Origin of the sequence: Pantoea sp. AS-PWVM4 (genome assembly GCF_000468095.1) — a bacterium.
Classification (GTDB): Bacteria; Pseudomonadota; Gammaproteobacteria; order Enterobacterales; family Enterobacteriaceae; genus Pantoea; species Pantoea phytobeneficialis.
The window spans coordinates 14,498-30,110 of the sequence record NZ_ASZC01000008.1 but is presented as its reverse complement, the minus strand read 5'-3'; the positions used below and the strand labels follow the sequence as shown (position 1 = coordinate 30,110).

Below are 15,613 nucleotides of genomic sequence, written 5' to 3'. Positions count from 1 at the left end.
TTATCTCTGGCGCTATCATGCGGTAGTGTGATCAAAATCACAATATGGTCAGACATCCACATCCACGCACAGCGCATCATAGCGCCAGTACTCACAGTCGCAGTCGATGACACGTTTGTGCTGATCACGGTTGGTGCGGGTAATCAGCAATCCTGGCGTGCCGCTGGCAACATTTAATGCTGGCGCGGCATGAGCGGGTAATGGCCCCGGCAGGATAGTAAAACGCGCGCCGCCGTAACGAATGCCATAGCGGTGGTTATACAGGTCAGTCAGGGAGCGGGTGAGGTCCTCGTCAAGCAGGCCCGGAAAATAGTGTGGGTTAAGATAGTGCTCCACATACAGCACCGCGCGCCCATCAATGCGGCGCAGACGGCGAATCAGGTAAACCTCATCGCCTTCAGCCAGTTGCAGTTGATGCGCCACCGAGGAGTGCACCGGCGCTTTACGCGCTTCAATCACCTCAGTGCTGGCAATCCGCCCCTGTTGGGCAGCCATCGCGTGGAAATGGCTGTGGTGCAACGGGTTGTACACCAATCGCGGCGGGGCGAGAAACCAACCGCGGCGCAATTCACGGTAAATAACACCCTGTGCCTCCAGCGATCCCAGCGCTTCACGCAAGGTAATACGCGTGGTGGAATATTGTTCGCTCAGGCTGCGTTCCGCAGGCAAGCGCCCGCTGGTGAACTCGCCTGCGTCAATCCGACTGTGCAGCGCGGCTGCGATGACATCTGCCGTTTTCGACAACATCTTTAAAGCCTCATTTTGGGGCGAAGCTGCACTATGACAGTTCGATGACATTCTAATGACAACGTAAACCTGGTCTCAATGCCTTCCGAACATCTGTGTGGATCGGCGCTCTACACCACATTTTACCGCCTTAGTCATAAAACCTTCATCTGCAACAGCTAAATTGGCTCGGTTCTTGCTGGACTAGACCAAGATGTCCCTCAACTTACACCGGGAGCAACTGAGATGAAAGCGTTAATCGCCTCTGTAGTAGCCAGTGCCGTACTGCTTGCGTTGCCAGCCGCGCAAGCCGCCGACAACGACCTCGCCGCGTTGGAAAAAGCCGCGCGCAGTGAAGGTCAAATCAACAGCGTCGGTATGCCAGATAGCTGGGCCAACTGGAAAGATACCTGGAATGACATCAGTAGCAAATATGGCCTGAAGCACAGCGATACCGATATGTCATCGGCGCAGGAGCTGGCTAAATTTGCCGCAGAAAAAGAGAATGCCAGCGCCGATATCGGCGACGTGGGTGCCGCTTTTGGCCCGGTCGCGGTAGCGAAAGGTCTGGCACAGCCCTACAAGCCGACGCACTGGGATCAGGTGCCGGACTGGGCGAAAGATAAAGAAGGCAACTGGATGCTGGCCTATACCGGCACCATCGCGTTCCTCGTCGACAAGCAGCAGGTGAAAGATGTCCCGCATAGCTGGGCCGATCTGAAAAAAGGTAAGTATGTGGTCACTATCGGTGACGTCGGTGTGGCTGCTCAGGCTGCCAACGGTGTTCTGGCGGCTAACTACGCGCTGGGCGGTGACGAGAAGAACCTGAAACCGGCACTGAACTTCTTTGCTGACCTCGCCAAACAGAGCCGTCTCGGCGTGACCGATCCGGTAATTGCCAACATTGAGAAAGGCGAAATCCAGGTTGCTGTAGTGTGGGACTTCAACGGTCTGAACTACCGCGATCAGATCGACAAAAACCGCTATGAAGTGGTGATCCCATCCGACGGTTCCGTGACGTCTGGCTACACCACCATCATCAACAAATACGCCAAACACCCGAACGCCGCCAAACTGGCGCGCGAATATATCTTCTCTGATGCCGGTCAGACTAACCTGGCAAAAGGTTACGCACGCCCGATTCGTGCCAAATACCTCACGCTGCCAGCTGACGTGCAGGCCAAACTGCTGCCGGAATCTGAGTACAAAAATGCCCGACCGATCAAAGACCAGGCTGCCTGGGATAAATCGTCAAAAGCACTGCCGCGTCTGTGGCAGGAGAACGTGATCATCAATATGCAGCAGTAAGGAGAAGGGGATGAAAACAATCCTGGTGGTACTGGATGGGCTGAGCAATCAGGTGGCACAGCACGCAATGGGTTACCTGTTTGCCGAATGCGCGCAGGGCAATGGCCAATATTACACCCTGACCTGCGAGTTGCCGTCGCTGTCGCGGCCGCTATACGAATGTATTCTCACCGGCATCCCGCCGGTGCGTAGCGGCATCATTCATAATGGCGTCAGTCGGTTGAGCAAAGAGCGCAGCATCTTCCATTATGCCCGCGCCGCCGGTTTAACCACTGCGGCTGCGGCGTACCACTGGGTGAGTGAGCTGTATAATCAGACCCCGTTTAACGCAGCGCGCGACCGGCATACGGTCGCGCCTGACCTGCCCATTCAATATGGGCACTTTTACTGGGACGACGGCTACCCGGATTCCCACCTGTTTGAAGATGCCGAAAGCCTGCGTCTGCGCCACGACCCGGACTTTATGCTGATCCACCCGATGAATATTGACGATGCCGGGCACAAACATAGCCTGTCGTCACCACAGTATCGCAACCGTGCGCGCATGGCGGATGGTTATCTGTCGCACTGGATGCCAGGCTGGTTGGCTGCCGGTTACCAGGTGATTGTCACCGCCGACCACGGCATGAACGACGATCGCTCTCACGGCGGGATTCTGCCGGAGGAAACCAACGTGCCGCTGTTTGTGTTTGGTGAAGGCTTCTCAAAACAGCCGGATCTGCAACCACAACAGACCGAGTTGTGCGGCATCGTCTGCACCCTGTTGGGCGTCGAGCATGATAAACCGGTATGCCGTGACCTGCTGGCGGAGCCGCGTCATGAAGGGTAAGGGCCTGGCGCTACTGCTGTTGCTGCCGTTCGCCCTGTTCTGGGTGGCATTCCAGCTCGCCCCTTTGCTGTGGATCGCCATCAACAGCTTCTGGAGCGACATGAACGAAAGCTGGGGACTGGATAACTACAGCGATATCCTGACCTCGCCGTTCTATTTACAGGCTTTTCGCCTGTCGCTGGATATCTCGATCTGGTCGAGCATTTATGGCCTGTTAATCGCGCTGGTCGCCGGATACTCGCTGCATCAGATGGGCAGTGGACGCTTTCAGCGCTTTTTGATGTCGTTTACCAATATGACCAGCAACTTCGCCGGCGTGCCGCTGGCGTTTGCCTTTGTCATTTTACTCGGACTGAACGGCTGCCTGACGTTGCTGCTGCGCCATTACAATTTGCTGGAAAGCTTCAAACTGTTCTCGCGCGACGGCATGGTGATTGTCTACACCTGGTTCCAGATCCCGCTCGGCATTCTGCTGCTCTACCCGGCTTTTGATGGCTTGCGTCAGGACTGGCAGGAATCCGCCGCGTTGCTCGGTGCCAGCCGCTGGCGCTACTGGTGGCATATCGGGCTACCGATTTTGTTCCCGGCCCTGCTCGGCACCTTCGTGATTCTGCTCGCCAACGCCCTTGGTGCTTACGCCACCATTTATGCGCTCACCACTGGCAACTTTAACGTGGTGCCGGTACGTATCGCCGCCCTGGTATCGGGTGATATTTCGCTGGATCCTAATACCGGCGGCGCGCTGGCGATGCTGTTGGTGCTGTTGATGGCGGTGATTACCGTGGTGCAGCAGTATCTGGTGCGCCGCAGTTATCTCAACGCCAAACCGTCCTGAGGAGCGGCCCATGTCTCGCGTCGAAAAACTTTACCATCGCCTGATTGTCTGGCTGCTGCTGGTGATTCTGGCGGCTCCGCTGCTGGCAACGCTGTTGTATGCGCTCTCCTCCGACTGGAGCAACACCATTCTGCCGCAGGGCTACACGCTGAAATGGTTCTTTGAACTGTGGAGCGACAGTCGTTTCCTGACGGCGCTCGGCCATTCGCTGTTGATTTGCTTTGGTGCGCTGTTGTTCTCGTTAGTGCTGGTGCTGCCTGCGATGTTTGTGATCGCTTACTACTTTCCGAAGCTGGACTCGGTTATGAACGTGCTGATTCTGATGCCGTTCGCCGTACCGCCGGTAGTGTCATCGGTCGGCTTGTTGCAGCTTTACTCCTCATCACCGCTGATGCTCACCGGCACGCCGTGGATTCTGATTGGCTGTTATTTCACCATCGCGCTGCCGTTTATCTATCGTGCCATCTCCAACAATATGCAGGCCATCAACCTGAAAGAGTTGATTGATGCCGCGCATCTGCTGGGTGCCAGCACCTGGCAGGCAGCGCTGTTTGTGGTGCTGCCGAACCTGCGCAAAGGGGTGTTTATCGCCGTGCTGCTCTCCTTCTCTTTCCTGATAGGTGAGTTTGTATTCGCTAACCTGCTGGTCGGCACCCGCTATGAAACCTTGCAGGTTTACCTCTACAACATGCGCAACGGCAGCGGCCATTTCACCAGCGCGCTGGTGATCTCCTATTTTGTTGTCGTCCTGCTGGTCACCTGGCTGGCGAATGCCCTCAATCCTGAACGAGGCTGACCATGAGTTACCTGAACGTTACAAAGCTGAATAAAAGCTACGGCCCGACCACCATTTTCGAAAATATCGATTTCAGCGCCGACGAGGGCGAGTTCGTCACTCTGCTCGGTCCAAGCGGCTGTGGTAAATCAACGCTGCTGCGCTGCATCGCCGGGCTGACCTCGGTCGACAGCGGGCAAATTCTGTTGCAGGGCCAGGATATCGTGCCGTTGCCGCCGCAGAAACGTACCATCGGCATGGTGTTTCAGAGCTATGCCCTGTTCCCGAATATGACGGTAGAAAAGAACGTCGCCTTCGGCCTGAAGATGCAAAAACTGGCGGCAAGTGAAATCCAAAGCCGGGTGATGGAAGCGCTGGCGCTGGTGGAACTGACCGACTTCGCCCGCCGCTATCCCCACCAACTGTCAGGCGGCCAGTGCCAGCGCGTGGCGCTGGCACGCTCGCTGGTGACGCGTCCACGTCTGCTGCTGCTGGATGAACCGCTGTCGGCGCTTGATGCCCGTATTCGCCGCCATCTGCGCGAGCAAATCCGCAATATCCAGCAGGAACTGAAGCTCACCACCATCTTCGTGACGCACGACCAGGAAGAAGCGCTGACACTGTCAGATCGCATCGTGTTGATGAATCGTGGAAAAATCGTGCAAAACGGCAATGCCGAAGCGCTATATACTCAACCGGCCGATCTGTTTGCCGCCGGGTTTATCGGTAACTACAACCTGTTGAGTGCCGAGCAGGCAACGCAGTTAACCGGCCAGACGTTCACCGGTCAGGTGGCGATTCGCCCGGAATCGATTCTGATGGGTGCGCCAGAGTCAGGTATTGCGGCCACCATTATCAGCCACAGCCTGCTGGGTAACGTGATCCGTTATCGTGTGCTGGCGCACAATGTGGAACTTTCGGTCGATGTTCTGAACCGTAGCGTGGCAGATTTACACCCCGCCGGGATGCAGATTGGGCTACAGTTAGAGATGTCGACGTTGCGCCAGGTCGCTTAAATTACAGGAAAAATTAGCAACGCAACGTGACGATATCTTGTACAGGTTGCGCTCTCCGTCAGGCTGGCAACCTGCTTTAAAGCCTGACGGTAAAGGAGCCAGCTTACGTGTTAACCCTGTTAAACCTGTTATCTGCCGTGGCCCTGTTGGTGTGGGGCACACACATTGTTCGTACCGGCATTATGCGTGTGTATGGTGCCGATCTGCGTCGGGTACTTAGCCGCAGCGTCGAGAAAAAGCCGATGGCGTTTCTCGCCGGGATTGGCGTCACCGCGTTGGTGCAAAGCAGCAACGCCACCACCATGCTGGTCACCTCTTTCGTCGCGCAGAATCTTGTCAGCCTGACACCCGCCCTGGTGGTGGTGCTGGGTGCTGACGTCGGTACGGCCGTCATGGCACGTATCCTGACCTTCGATCTTTCGTGGTTGTCGCCGCTGTTTATCCTGTTTGGCGTGATCTTTTTCCTCGGTCGAAAACAAACCCGTCTCGGTCAACTGGGACGAGCCAGCATCGGCCTCGGTCTGATCCTGCTGGCGCTGCAACTGATTGTCGCCGCCGCGCGCCCGATTACCCAGGCAGCGGGCGTACAGGTCATCTTTTCCACGCTGACCGGTGATGTGATGCTGGATGCCCTGATTGGCGCGGTGTTCGCCATCATCAGTTATTCCAGTCTGGCGGCGGTGTTGATTACCGCCACCCTGACCGCCACCGGGGTGATCTCCTTCAAAGTCGCGCTTTGTCTGGTGATTGGTGCCAATCTTGGCAGCGGCCTGCTGGCGATGATTAACGCCAGCGGCTCCAATGCCGCCGGCAAACGTGTCGCACTTGGCAGCCTGCTGTTTAAACTTATCGGTAGCATCGTGATTTTGCCGTTCGTTAATACCGTGGCAGACGTATTGGATAAGCTGCCAGTTAACGACGAAGAGTTGGTCATTTTCTTCCATGTGTTCTACAACCTGATCCGCTGCATCGTGATGGTCCCCTTCGCCGATCCGATGGCCCGCCTGTGCCGCCGGATGATTAGCGATGACGCAGAAACCGATACCGTGCTGAAACCGAAACACCTCGACAGCAGCGCGCTGGATACCCCCGCGCTGGCGCTGGTCAATGCGGCGCGTGAGACGTTACGCATTGGCGATGTGGTTGAGCAGATGGTCGAAACCTTCAGCAAGGTGGTGCACGGCGAGCTACGTGAGGAACGCGCGGTGCGACGGCTGGATGATGATGTTGATGTGTTGTACACCGCCATCAAACTCTATCTGGCACGTATGCAAAAGGAGGATCTGGCGGAAGAGGATTCGCGCCGCTGGGCGGAGATCATCGAAATGGCGCTTAACCTGGAACAGGCGGGCGACATTATCGAACGCATGAGTGCTGATGTGGCCGATAAAGCGCTGGCCGCACGCCGTGCCTTCTCACCGGAGGGGCTGGAGGAGCTGGAGACATTGCAGGAGCAGTTGCTGAATAACCTGCGCCTGAGCCTGTCGGTGTTTTTATCCCACGATGTCGCCAGCGCCAAACGTCTGCGCCGTTCCAAACATCGTTTCCGTATTCTGATTCGACGTTTTTCCCATGCCCATGTTGAGCGTCTGCATCGCCAGAACGTGCAAAGTATCGAAACCAGCTCGCTGCATCTGGGATTACTGGGAGATATGAAGCGTCTGAATTCGCTGTTCTGCGCCGTAGCCTACACGGTGCTGGAACAGCCGGATGACGACAGGGATGATGAGTAAACCCGCGCGATAAATCGCGCCGCTACCGACCTTTGCGACTGGTAGCGGCGCAGTTCCATACGCGATGCGGGAAAAACCACGCGATAAATCGCGCCGCTACCGACCTTTGCGACTGGTAGCGGCGCAGCTCCATACGCGATGCGGGAAAAAACCGCGCGATAAATCGCGCCGCTACCGACCTTTGCGACTGGTAGCGGCGCAGTTCCATACGCGATGCGGGAAAAAACCGCGCGATAAATCGCGCCGCTACCGACCTTTGCGACTGGTAGCGGCGCAGTTCCATGCGCGATGCGGGAAAAAACCGCGCGATAAATCGCGCCGTTACCGACCTCTGCGGCTGGTAGCGGCGCAGTTCCATGCGCGATGCGGGAAAAAACCGCGCGATAAATCGCGCCGTTACCGACCTCTGCGGCTGGTAGCGGCGCAATTTATTGCGCTGGGTTGTTATGACAATAAGGTAAAAGCAATCATCCCGACAATCGCCCCGGTGGTGCCGAGGATAGTTTCCATCAGCGTCCAGGTTTTCAGGGTTTCACCTTCCGTCGCGCCGGTAAAGCGGCCAAACAGCCAGAAACCAGCGTCATTGACGTGGCTGATTATGATGGAGCCACCGCCGATACAAATCGACAGCGCCGCCAGTTGCGCGCCGCTGTAGTGCAGCGGTTCGATCACCGGCATCACCAGGCCAACCGTCGTCAGGCAGGCGACCGTGGCTGAACCCTGAATCACCCGCACCGCACCGGAGAGGATAAAACAAGCCAGCGCAATCGGCAGACCCGCGCCAATCAACGCGTGGCCCAGTACCGGACCGACGCCGGAATCCACCAGCACCTGTTTAAACACCCCACCCGCACCGATCACCAGCAGGATAATCCCCGCCGGTTGCAGCGCGCTGCCGCAGACCTGCATCACCTTCTCTTTATCCATGCCCTGACGGTACGCCAGGCCATAAATCGCCACCAGACAGGCCAGCAGAATCGCGGTGAAGGGGTGACCAATAAACTCCAGCCACTCATACAGACGTGAATCCGGCGTAGTGAAGCGCGCACCGATGGTTTTCAGCCCCACCAACAGCAGCGGGAACAGGATCAGCGCCAGACTGAAGCGAAACGACGGCAGTTTGCCCTCTTCCACATCCGGTTGATTGTCTTCCGGCGGGGCGCTGAAGGTGACGCGTTTAGCAATCAGGTTGCCAAACAGCGGTCCGGCGATAATCATGCCAGGGATCGCTGCGCACAGGCCCAGCAAAATCATCCAGCCAAAATCAGCTTGCATTTGTGACGCCAGCAACATCGGAGCCGGTCCCGGCAGCAGAAACGCTGCGGAAGCAGCGACCCCGGCAAACAACGGGATCACCAGTTTCACCAGGTTATCGCCGGTGCGGCGCGCCACGGCAAATGCGATGCTGATCAGCAACACCACCGCCACCTCAAAAAACAGCGGCAGCGCGCAGATTAACCCGGCAATGCCCATCGCGTAATGCGCGCGGCTTTCCCCGAAGGTTTTCAGCATGCGGATAGCAATCTGATCGACCGCGCCGGTTTCATGCAGGATTTTGCCGAACATCGCGCCCAGCGCCACCACAATCGCCAGGAAACCGAGCGTACCGCCCATGCCTTTCTGCATGGTGTCAGCAATTTTGTCGAGCGGCATACCGGAGAACAACCCGGCACCAATGGAGACTAACATCAGGGCGACAAAGGCGTGCATACGCGCTTTCATCACCAAAAACAGCAGCAGCAGGACAGAGCCTGCTGCGGTTAACACCAGCGTTGCGGTACTCATGACTAACCCTTGTTGATTGCTCCCTTGATGGTCGCAACCGTGGCCGCAACTACCTCATCCAGTGAATGATTAATATCAACCACCAGTACATCGGGTTCGTTCGCGCCGGGTTCTTCCAGCGTGGCAAACTGCGTCACCAGCATCTGTGGTTTGAAGAAGTGGCCTTTGCGGGCTTTCAGGCGGGATTCGATGGTTTCGAAATCGCCTTTCAAATAGACAAATTTCAGGTTGTGGTTGCCTTGACGCAGGATGTCGCGGTAGGACTTTTTCAGTGCCGAACAGACAATGATGGAGACTTCCTGGGTACGTTGCATGGCAAAAGCGGCATCGTTCAGCGCCTGCAACCACGGGCGACGATCGTTGTCATCCAGCGGATGGCCTTCGGCCATTTTCATAATGTTGCTGCGCGGATGCAGGAAATCACCGTCAAGAAAGGCGGTGTTGAGTTGGTGTGAAACCTGATTGGCGACGGCAGACTTTCCGCTGCCGGACACACCCATCAGGATAAAAACATGGTGCGACGGGGATGGCGTTGTCATTGTTTTGCGCTCCGGCAGTTAATCTGCCAATGTTACCGATAACAAATTCGATCATCATTGTCGGTACCCGGTCACAGGCTGGCAACCCTTTTACCGGGAAAAGCACGAAAGTGTGAACTGACTCAAAAAATCGCCAGAATCAGATGCTGCCGCCTTCGGCAATTTCAAACCCGACATCCAGTGGCACGGTGACGGAACGATCGCCGCCAATTCGCGCCAGCAGCATCGCCGCCGATTCCCGTCCCATGCGTTCGCGCGGGGTCAGCACCGTCGCGAGACGCGGGTTAACCACCTGGGTGATATCGTGACCGTGGAAACCGGCAATCGCCATTTGCTCCGGGACGCGCAATCCCTGACGTTGGCATTCGAACATCGCCCCGACTGCAAGGTCATCGTTGGTACAGAACAAGCTGTCGGTTTGCGGATAGCATCGTTGCGCCTCACGCAGCAACAAGGCTCCGGCACTGAAGGACGAGGCATCTTCCATCATCACGCTGTGCGGTGTTAACCCGGCTTCACGCATCGCCTGCTCGTAGCCCTGCTGTTTCTGGAGGGTACGTTCATCAAGGCGCGCACCGAGGTAGACGGTGTGGCGATGGCCTTTTTTCAGGATAGCATGGGTCATCTGACGCGCCGCTTCGACGTTGTTAAAGCCCACAGCCATATCGAGGCAAGGTGAAACCGAGTCCATCATTTCGATTACCGGGATGCCTGCCACTTCGAGCATACGCAGCGTACCCGGCGTATGGGTGCGTTCCGTCAGGATCACCCCATCGATGTTCCAGCCCAGCAGCGAACGCAGCTGCAATTCCTCTTTCTGTGCGTTATAGCCGAAGTGCCCCACCAGCGTCTGATACCCCGCCTCATCGGTGACGGTTTCAATCCCGCGCAGCACGTCAGCAAATACCTGGTTGGTCAGCGAAGGCAGCAGCACCCCAATCGCCCGGCTGGTGGCGTTTGACAGCATATCGGGCGCACGATTGGGGATATAACCCAACTCGTCCAGCGCAATGGCGATTTTGTCACGCAGCGCAGCGGAGACCTGCTCTGGATTACGCAGGTAGCGGCTGACGGTCATTTTGGTGATGCCGACGCGATCGGCAACGTCCTGTAGTACCGGTCTTTTTTTCTTCATCGTAAGCGCCTGAGGTCAGAGATACGCTGAGTCTATCATTAAATTGTCATGCGATTGTAAACGGGGCGCGGGAAGCGGGATCGTTGCCAAATGTCGGAGAAAAAGACAAAAAAAAAGCCAGCACCCGAGCTGGCTAAGAAACACTGGAAGCAATGTGAGCAATGTCGTGCTTTCCCGGTTTGTCAGGAGGACGTCCCGGGACCGCATCGCAATAATAATCATTATCATTCGCGTCTGTAAAGTCCTTTTGAGAATTATTTCCAATTGACCAGCGATAAAAAATCCTTGATGTTAAAGGGGATTTTTTCATTTTGCATAAGGAGCCGCACCATGAGTCTGATCACTGTCCGTCATACCACGCCTGATGACGCCGCCGTACTGTTTCAGCTTTACAGTCACGCTGAAACCCAGGCGGATACCCTGCATCTCCCCTTGCAATCGCCTGCGCTGTGGCAGGAGCGACTGCAAAACATTCGTCCGGGTGAGCAACGACTGGTGGCGTGCATTGATGGACAGGTGGTGGGACAACTCACCGTCAGCGTGCTGGAGGCAATGCGCCGTCGTCATACCGCGACTATCGGGATGGGGGTTGATCCGGCGTTTCACCGCCGTGGCGTCGGTTCCGCGTTGATGGCGGCGATGGTGGACCTGTGCGACAACTGGTTGCAGGTGACGCGCATTGAGCTGACGGTGTTTGCCGACAATAAAGCCGCGATTGGGTTGTATCAGAAGTTTGGGTTTGAGATTGAGGGCACCGCGCGCCGTTATGCGATGCGGAACGGCGCGCTGGTGGATACCCATTATATGGCGCGGTTGAAAGGGTAAAGCTAAAAACCGCGCGATGAATCGCGCCGCTACAGACCAAAGATGGCTGTAGCGGCGTGATTTATCACGCAAAAATCATTAATAACCCGCGCTTAAATCATCCACCGAACGCGGATCGGATGCACCATAACGCGTGCCATCCGGCCCAATCATAATGCTCTGGGTACTGCCCATCGCCGGGAGCACCTTCACATGCTGACCTTTGCTCTCCAGCAAACGCAAGGTATCCGGGCTAAAGCCCTTCTCCACACGCAGCTGATCCGGCAGCCACTGATGATGGAAACGTGGCGCATTGGTCGCCTCGGCCACATTCATACCAAAATCGATGCTGTTGACCACCATCTGCAACACCGTGGTGATAATGCGGCTGCCGCCAGGGCTACCGGTCACCAGCCAGGTTTTGCCATCCTTCACCACAATGGTCGGTGACATCGACGACAGTGGACGCTTGGCAGGTTGTACCGCATTGGCTTCACCACCAACCAGACCATAGACGTTCGGTGTCCCCGGTTTAGCGGAGAAGTCATCCATCTCGTTGTTCATCAGGATACCGCTCTGCCCGGCCACAATGCCGCTACCGAAGTAGGTATTCAGCGTGTAGGTCACCGCCACCGCATTGCCGTCCTTATCCACCACGGAGAAATGGGTAGTTTGATTGCTCTCGTACGGCTCCAGCTTGCCCGGTTTGATTTCGCTCGACGGGCGCGCCTTGTTGACATCAATCTGCTGCGCCAGCGATTTCGCGTAAGCTTTGCTGGTCAACGCCTGCTGCGGCACCTTCACAAAATCCGGGTCACCGAGATATTCCGAGCGGTCGGCATAGGCGTATTTTTCTGCCTCGGCCATCACCTGCATCGCATCGGCGCTACCAAAGCCCATCTTCGCCAAATCGAAGTTTTCCAGGATATTAAGGATTTCGATGATATGAATGCCGCCTGATGACGGCGGTGGCATTGAGAAGACCTGATAGCCGCGATAGCTGCCGCTGACCGGTTTGCGCTCAACGGCGCGATAGGCTGCCAAATCAGCTTTGCCAATCAGACCACCATGTTGTGCCATCTCACCGGCAATTTCGTCGGCAATTTTGCCTTTGTAGAAGGCATCCGGCCCCTGCTGCGCAATCAGTTGCAGGCTGTGCGCGAGGTTTTTCTGCACCAGACGATCGCCCTTCTGATAAGGCTGGCCGTCGGCTTTGTAGAAAATGGCCCGGCTGTTGTCGTGATTGATCAGGTTTTCTTTGCCATAGGTGGCGAGGTCATCCGCCAGCGCATCGTTAACAATGATGCCGTTCCGCGCCAGTTTGATTGCCGGGGCCAGCAAGGTGCTTAACGGCAGCGTGCCATATTTATGAGCGGCCAGCGCAAAACCCGCCACCGTGCCTGGCGTACCCGATGCCAGATGGGAAGTGAGTGATAACTTACTGTCGGCGTTGCCTTGTTTATCAAGAAACATATCGCGCGAGGCACGCGCCGGAGCCATTTCGCGGAAATCGATGGCGGTGGTCTGCCCGGAGGCGGTACGCAGCAACATAAATCCGCCGCCACCGAGGTTTCCGGCCTGTGGATGGGTCACCGCCAGCGCGAAGCCGACCGCAACCGCGGCATCCACCGCATTGCCACCCTGTTTGAGAATCTCCACGCCCACGTCAGTGGCGGTCGCATCCACCGAGGCCACCATGCCATGTTTCGCCTTCACCGGATGGAAGGTATCGCTATCCACGCCGTAAGAGACGGGAGGTGCGCTGTTTGGTGCCGCCTGTCCCCCCTGCACCACGGTAAAACTCATCAACAACGCCCAGCCGAGCTGGCGTACACTGCCTTGTATCCGCATGCCACTACCATCCTTTTCAGTTGTTTATAATTGTTTACATTGACGCAAGTGTTTACAAACACTGAAAAAGATTAGCAGCTAACTCAAATTAGGTGCACTCCTGGATTGGCCCTTTTTAATATCGCATAAACTTATGGTTGCTGCGGTTACGCCAGACACACAGCACCGCGGCATTAATGGAGGAGTGATCATGAAAAAATGGCTGATTGTTTTCGCTGCCCTGCTGCCGTTAAGCAGCATGGCGAATATGCTGAATAACACCAACGAACCCTTTAAACCGGGCTACAACCCAAGCCAGCAACGGATGCAGACGCAGATGCAAATCCAGCAGCAGCAGGAGAAACTGAAGCTGCAACAGGATCAGCAACAGCAGAAACAGGATTTACAGCGCAAAATGCAGGAACATCGCGATAGCGCCCAGCAGCGCATCATCAAAACGCAGCCGGGCCAGCAGAAGACCAATTAACGGAAGTCGGGACCAATAATGTCGATGCGGTCGGTACAGATCGCATCGACGCCCCACCCCAGCAGCTCGCGCGCCCGCTCGGGCTGATTCACGGTGTAAACCAGGATATGCAGACCTGCCGCTTTCAACTGCACGGTGCGCTCGGCATTCAGCAATTTGTGGTTGAGGTGAATGGAGACGCAATCCAGGCTTGAGGTCAGCGCTTGCCAGTCATCATGCCAGCTATCCAGCAGCAAGCCGCGCGGCAGCTCTGGCACCGCCTGCATGGCGGCTTCCAGCGCCTGATACGAGAAGGAAGAGAGCAGCGGCGCAGTTTGCCCCTGCCACAATTCACGCGCGGCTAACGCCACATCGCGCCCCGTCTCCACCTCTTTGCCAGTGGTCGGTTTGATCTCAATATTCGCCATCATCTGATGCTGACGGCAGCGCGCGGCCACGTCGCTCAGCAGCGCCAGCGGCTCACCGGCAAATTTGTTGCTGAACCAGCTACCGGCATCCAGTTGCGCCAGCTTATCCCACGGCAAATCGCCCGCCACGCCCCAGCCGTTGCTGGTGCGATCGAGGGTGTCATCGTGCAGCAGGAAAATCTGGCGATCGTCTGAGAGTTTGGCGTCAAACTCAATCATTTGGTGGTGATAATGCGCCCCCACATCAATGGCGGCGAGGGTGTTTTCCGGGGCCAGTTTACCGCCGCCACGATGGGCGACGATGTGCGGATACGGCCAGTTGTGCTTACTCATTCCAGACGCTTTCCATGAGTTGAATCGAAGAAATGTAACGCCTCCGACGGCAAATGCAGCCATAGGCTGCTGCCCGCCGGCGGGCGTTCGCTGTGCGGCAAACGTACCACCAATCGCGCCTCACCGATACGACCATGCGCCAGATTATCAGCACCGAGCATTTCCAGTGTCTCCACCACCAACGGAATCCCCCCCGCCTCTCGGCTTGTTAGCTGGATATGCTCAGGGCGAATGCCCAGCGTCAGTGGCCGATTGGCCCACTTCGCCTTGCTTTCCGCCAGCGGCAGCGCGTGCAGGGCATCGAGGGTAAAACGGGTGCCGTCGCTGTTGATCTGCCCCGGCAGCAGGTTCATCGCCGGTGCGCCGATAAAAGCGGCGACAAACTGGCTGGCCGGGCGTTCGTACACCTCAACCGGCGTGCCCACCTGCTCGACAATGCCTTTGTTCATTACCATCACGCGCTGTGCCAGCGTCATCGCCTCAACCTGGTCATGCGTCACGTACAGGCTGGTGGTTTGCAGGCGACGGTGCAGCTGTTGCAGCTCCAGCCGCATCTGCACGCGCAGGCGGGCATCAAGGTTTGACAACGGTTCATCAAACAGGAACACCGCCGGTTCACGCACGATGGCGCGCCCCATCGCCACACGCTGGCGTTGACCGCCGGATAACTCACGCGGGCGACGGGTCAGCAGATGATTCAGTTCGAGGCTACGCGCCGCTTCCAGTACGCGCTGGCGAATCTGTTCTTTGCCCATACCACGGATTTTCAGGCCATAGGCCATGTTCTCTTCTACCGTCATATGTGGGTAGAGCGCGTAGTTCTGGAACACCATCGCGATACCACGATCTTTCGGCTCCAGATCGGTAACACGTTGGTCGTCAATATAGATATCGCCAGAGCTGACGCGCTCCAGCCCGGCCACCATACGCAGCAGCGTGGATTTACCGCAGCCGGAAGGCCCAACCATCACCATAAACTCGCCATCGTTGATGGTGATATTCAGCGGCTGAATGATCTGATTTTTGCCGTCATACGATTTGGTGACGGTCTGAAGGGTTACGCCTGCCATT

At 56.7% G+C, this 15,613-nt stretch carries 15 protein-coding genes; 8 read left to right on the top strand and 7 right to left on the bottom strand.

Annotated elements, in window-relative coordinates:
- Positions 1-48: 48 nt before the first annotated feature.
- Positions 49-747 carry a UTRA domain-containing protein gene (locus L579_RS09700; protein ID WP_021184073.1) on the bottom strand — a complete coding sequence of 233 codons (699 nt, stop codon included), beginning with the start codon at positions 745-747 and terminating at the stop codon, positions 49-51.
- A gap of 225 nt (positions 748-972) precedes the next feature.
- Between L579_RS09700 and L579_RS09695 the strand changes: the two genes are divergently transcribed.
- From L579_RS09695 to L579_RS09670, 6 genes are all read left to right on the top strand, one after another.
- Entirely contained in the window at positions 973-2,034 is a 1,062-nt protein-coding gene (locus tag L579_RS09695; RefSeq protein ID WP_021184072.1) for an ABC transporter substrate-binding protein, read from the top strand.
- Positions 2,035-2,044: 10 nt separating this feature from the next.
- Entirely contained in the window at positions 2,045-2,863 is an 819-nt protein-coding gene (locus tag L579_RS09690; RefSeq protein WP_021184071.1) for an alkaline phosphatase family protein, read from the top strand.
- Positions 2,853-3,698: an ABC transporter permease gene (locus L579_RS09685; protein WP_021184070.1), complete on the top strand. Its 846-nt coding sequence runs from the start codon at positions 2,853-2,855 to the stop codon at positions 3,696-3,698. The genes L579_RS09690 and L579_RS09685 overlap by 11 nt, the downstream gene beginning before the upstream one ends.
- A 10-nt stretch (positions 3,699-3,708) precedes the next feature.
- On the top strand, positions 3,709-4,494 hold the full coding sequence (locus tag L579_RS09680; RefSeq protein WP_021184069.1) for an ABC transporter permease: 786 nt from the start codon (positions 3,709-3,711) through the stop codon (positions 4,492-4,494).
- 2 nt (positions 4,495-4,496) lie between these two features.
- Positions 4,497-5,489: an ABC transporter ATP-binding protein gene (locus L579_RS09675; protein ID WP_021184068.1), complete on the top strand. Its 993-nt coding sequence runs from the start codon at positions 4,497-4,499 to the stop codon at positions 5,487-5,489.
- 107 nt (positions 5,490-5,596) lie between these two features.
- Positions 5,597-7,222: a Na/Pi cotransporter family protein gene (locus L579_RS09670; protein ID WP_021184067.1), complete on the top strand. Its 1,626-nt coding sequence runs from the start codon at positions 5,597-5,599 to the stop codon at positions 7,220-7,222.
- Between the two features lie 444 nt (positions 7,223-7,666).
- On the opposite strand, the gene gntU is transcribed toward L579_RS09670, so the two are convergent.
- The 3 genes from gntU to gntR all read right to left on the bottom strand — a co-directional run bounded on the left by gntU (position 7,667) and on the right by gntR (position 10,681).
- Positions 7,667-9,007: a gluconate transporter gene (gene gntU / locus L579_RS09665; protein WP_021184065.1), complete on the bottom strand. Its 1,341-nt coding sequence runs from the start codon at positions 9,005-9,007 to the stop codon at positions 7,667-7,669.
- 2 nt (positions 9,008-9,009) lie between these two features.
- Positions 9,010-9,546 (bottom strand): gluconokinase, encoded by a 537-nt coding sequence (gntK, locus tag L579_RS09660; RefSeq protein WP_021184064.1) that lies wholly within the window; start codon positions 9,544-9,546, stop codon positions 9,010-9,012.
- 139 nt (positions 9,547-9,685) lie between these two features.
- Positions 9,686-10,681: a gluconate operon transcriptional repressor GntR gene (gene gntR, locus L579_RS09655; RefSeq protein ID WP_021184063.1), complete on the bottom strand. Its 996-nt coding sequence runs from the start codon at positions 10,679-10,681 to the stop codon at positions 9,686-9,688.
- A gap of 330 nt (positions 10,682-11,011) precedes the next feature.
- Here gntR and L579_RS09650 point away from each other — a divergent pair, with 330 nt between their 5' ends.
- Complete coding sequence (locus L579_RS09650; RefSeq protein WP_021184062.1) at positions 11,012-11,506, top strand: GNAT family N-acetyltransferase; 495 nt, start codon at positions 11,012-11,014, stop codon at positions 11,504-11,506.
- Between the two features lie 78 nt (positions 11,507-11,584).
- Here the strand turns inward: L579_RS09650 and ggt are convergent, their stop codons facing one another.
- Entirely contained in the window at positions 11,585-13,336 is a 1,752-nt protein-coding gene (gene ggt, locus L579_RS09645) for a gamma-glutamyltransferase (RefSeq protein WP_021184061.1), read from the bottom strand.
- A 190-nt stretch (positions 13,337-13,526) separates the two neighbouring features.
- Here ggt and L579_RS09640 point away from each other — a divergent pair, with 190 nt between their 5' ends.
- Entirely contained in the window at positions 13,527-13,802 is a 276-nt protein-coding gene (locus L579_RS09640; protein WP_021184060.1) for a DUF2756 domain-containing protein, read from the top strand.
- Here L579_RS09640 and ugpQ read toward each other — a convergent pair.
- Together ugpQ and L579_RS09630 are read right to left on the bottom strand one after the other, a co-directional pair.
- On the bottom strand, positions 13,799-14,542 hold the full coding sequence (gene ugpQ, locus L579_RS09635; protein WP_021184059.1) for a glycerophosphodiester phosphodiesterase: 744 nt from the start codon (positions 14,540-14,542) through the stop codon (positions 13,799-13,801). The two genes, L579_RS09640 and ugpQ, sit on opposite strands and share 4 nt — an antisense overlap.
- The gene (locus tag L579_RS09630) at positions 14,539-15,612 is read right to left on the bottom strand and encodes a sn-glycerol-3-phosphate import ATP-binding protein UgpC (protein WP_021184058.1); all 1,074 of its coding nucleotides are present in this window, start codon (positions 15,610-15,612) and stop codon (positions 14,539-14,541) included. Before L579_RS09630 ends, ugpQ begins: the two co-directional genes overlap by 4 nt.
- Between the last annotated feature and the right edge of the window lies 1 nt (position 15,613).

Coding starts and splice junctions, on each gene's coding strand:
- ggt (WP_021184061.1), bottom strand. CDS start 13,336: ATGCGGATACAAGGCAGTGTACGCCAGCTCGGCTGGGCGTTGTTGATG.
- L579_RS09680 (WP_021184069.1), top strand. CDS start 3,709: ATGTCTCGCGTCGAAAAACTTTACCATCGCCTGATTGTCTGGCTGCTG.
- ugpQ (WP_021184059.1), bottom strand. CDS start 14,542: ATGAGTAAGCACAACTGGCCGTATCCGCACATCGTCGCCCATCGTGGC.
- L579_RS09700 (WP_021184073.1), bottom strand. CDS start 747: ATGTTGTCGAAAACGGCAGATGTCATCGCAGCCGCGCTGCACAGTCGG.
- gntK (WP_021184064.1), bottom strand. CDS start 9,546: ATGACAACGCCATCCCCGTCGCACCATGTTTTTATCCTGATGGGTGTG.
- L579_RS09675 (WP_021184068.1), top strand. CDS start 4,497: ATGAGTTACCTGAACGTTACAAAGCTGAATAAAAGCTACGGCCCGACC.
- L579_RS09640 (WP_021184060.1), top strand. CDS start 13,527: ATGAAAAAATGGCTGATTGTTTTCGCTGCCCTGCTGCCGTTAAGCAGC.
- L579_RS09630 (WP_021184058.1), bottom strand. CDS start 15,612: ATGGCAGGCGTAACCCTTCAGACCGTCACCAAATCGTATGACGGCAAA.
- gntU (WP_021184065.1), bottom strand. CDS start 9,007: ATGAGTACCGCAACGCTGGTGTTAACCGCAGCAGGCTCTGTCCTGCTG.
- L579_RS09685 (WP_021184070.1), top strand. CDS start 2,853: ATGAAGGGTAAGGGCCTGGCGCTACTGCTGTTGCTGCCGTTCGCCCTG.
- gntR (WP_021184063.1), bottom strand. CDS start 10,681: ATGAAGAAAAAAAGACCGGTACTACAGGACGTTGCCGATCGCGTCGGC.
- L579_RS09650 (WP_021184062.1), top strand. CDS start 11,012: ATGAGTCTGATCACTGTCCGTCATACCACGCCTGATGACGCCGCCGTA.
- L579_RS09690 (WP_021184071.1), top strand. CDS start 2,045: ATGAAAACAATCCTGGTGGTACTGGATGGGCTGAGCAATCAGGTGGCA.
- L579_RS09695 (WP_021184072.1), top strand. CDS start 973: ATGAAAGCGTTAATCGCCTCTGTAGTAGCCAGTGCCGTACTGCTTGCG.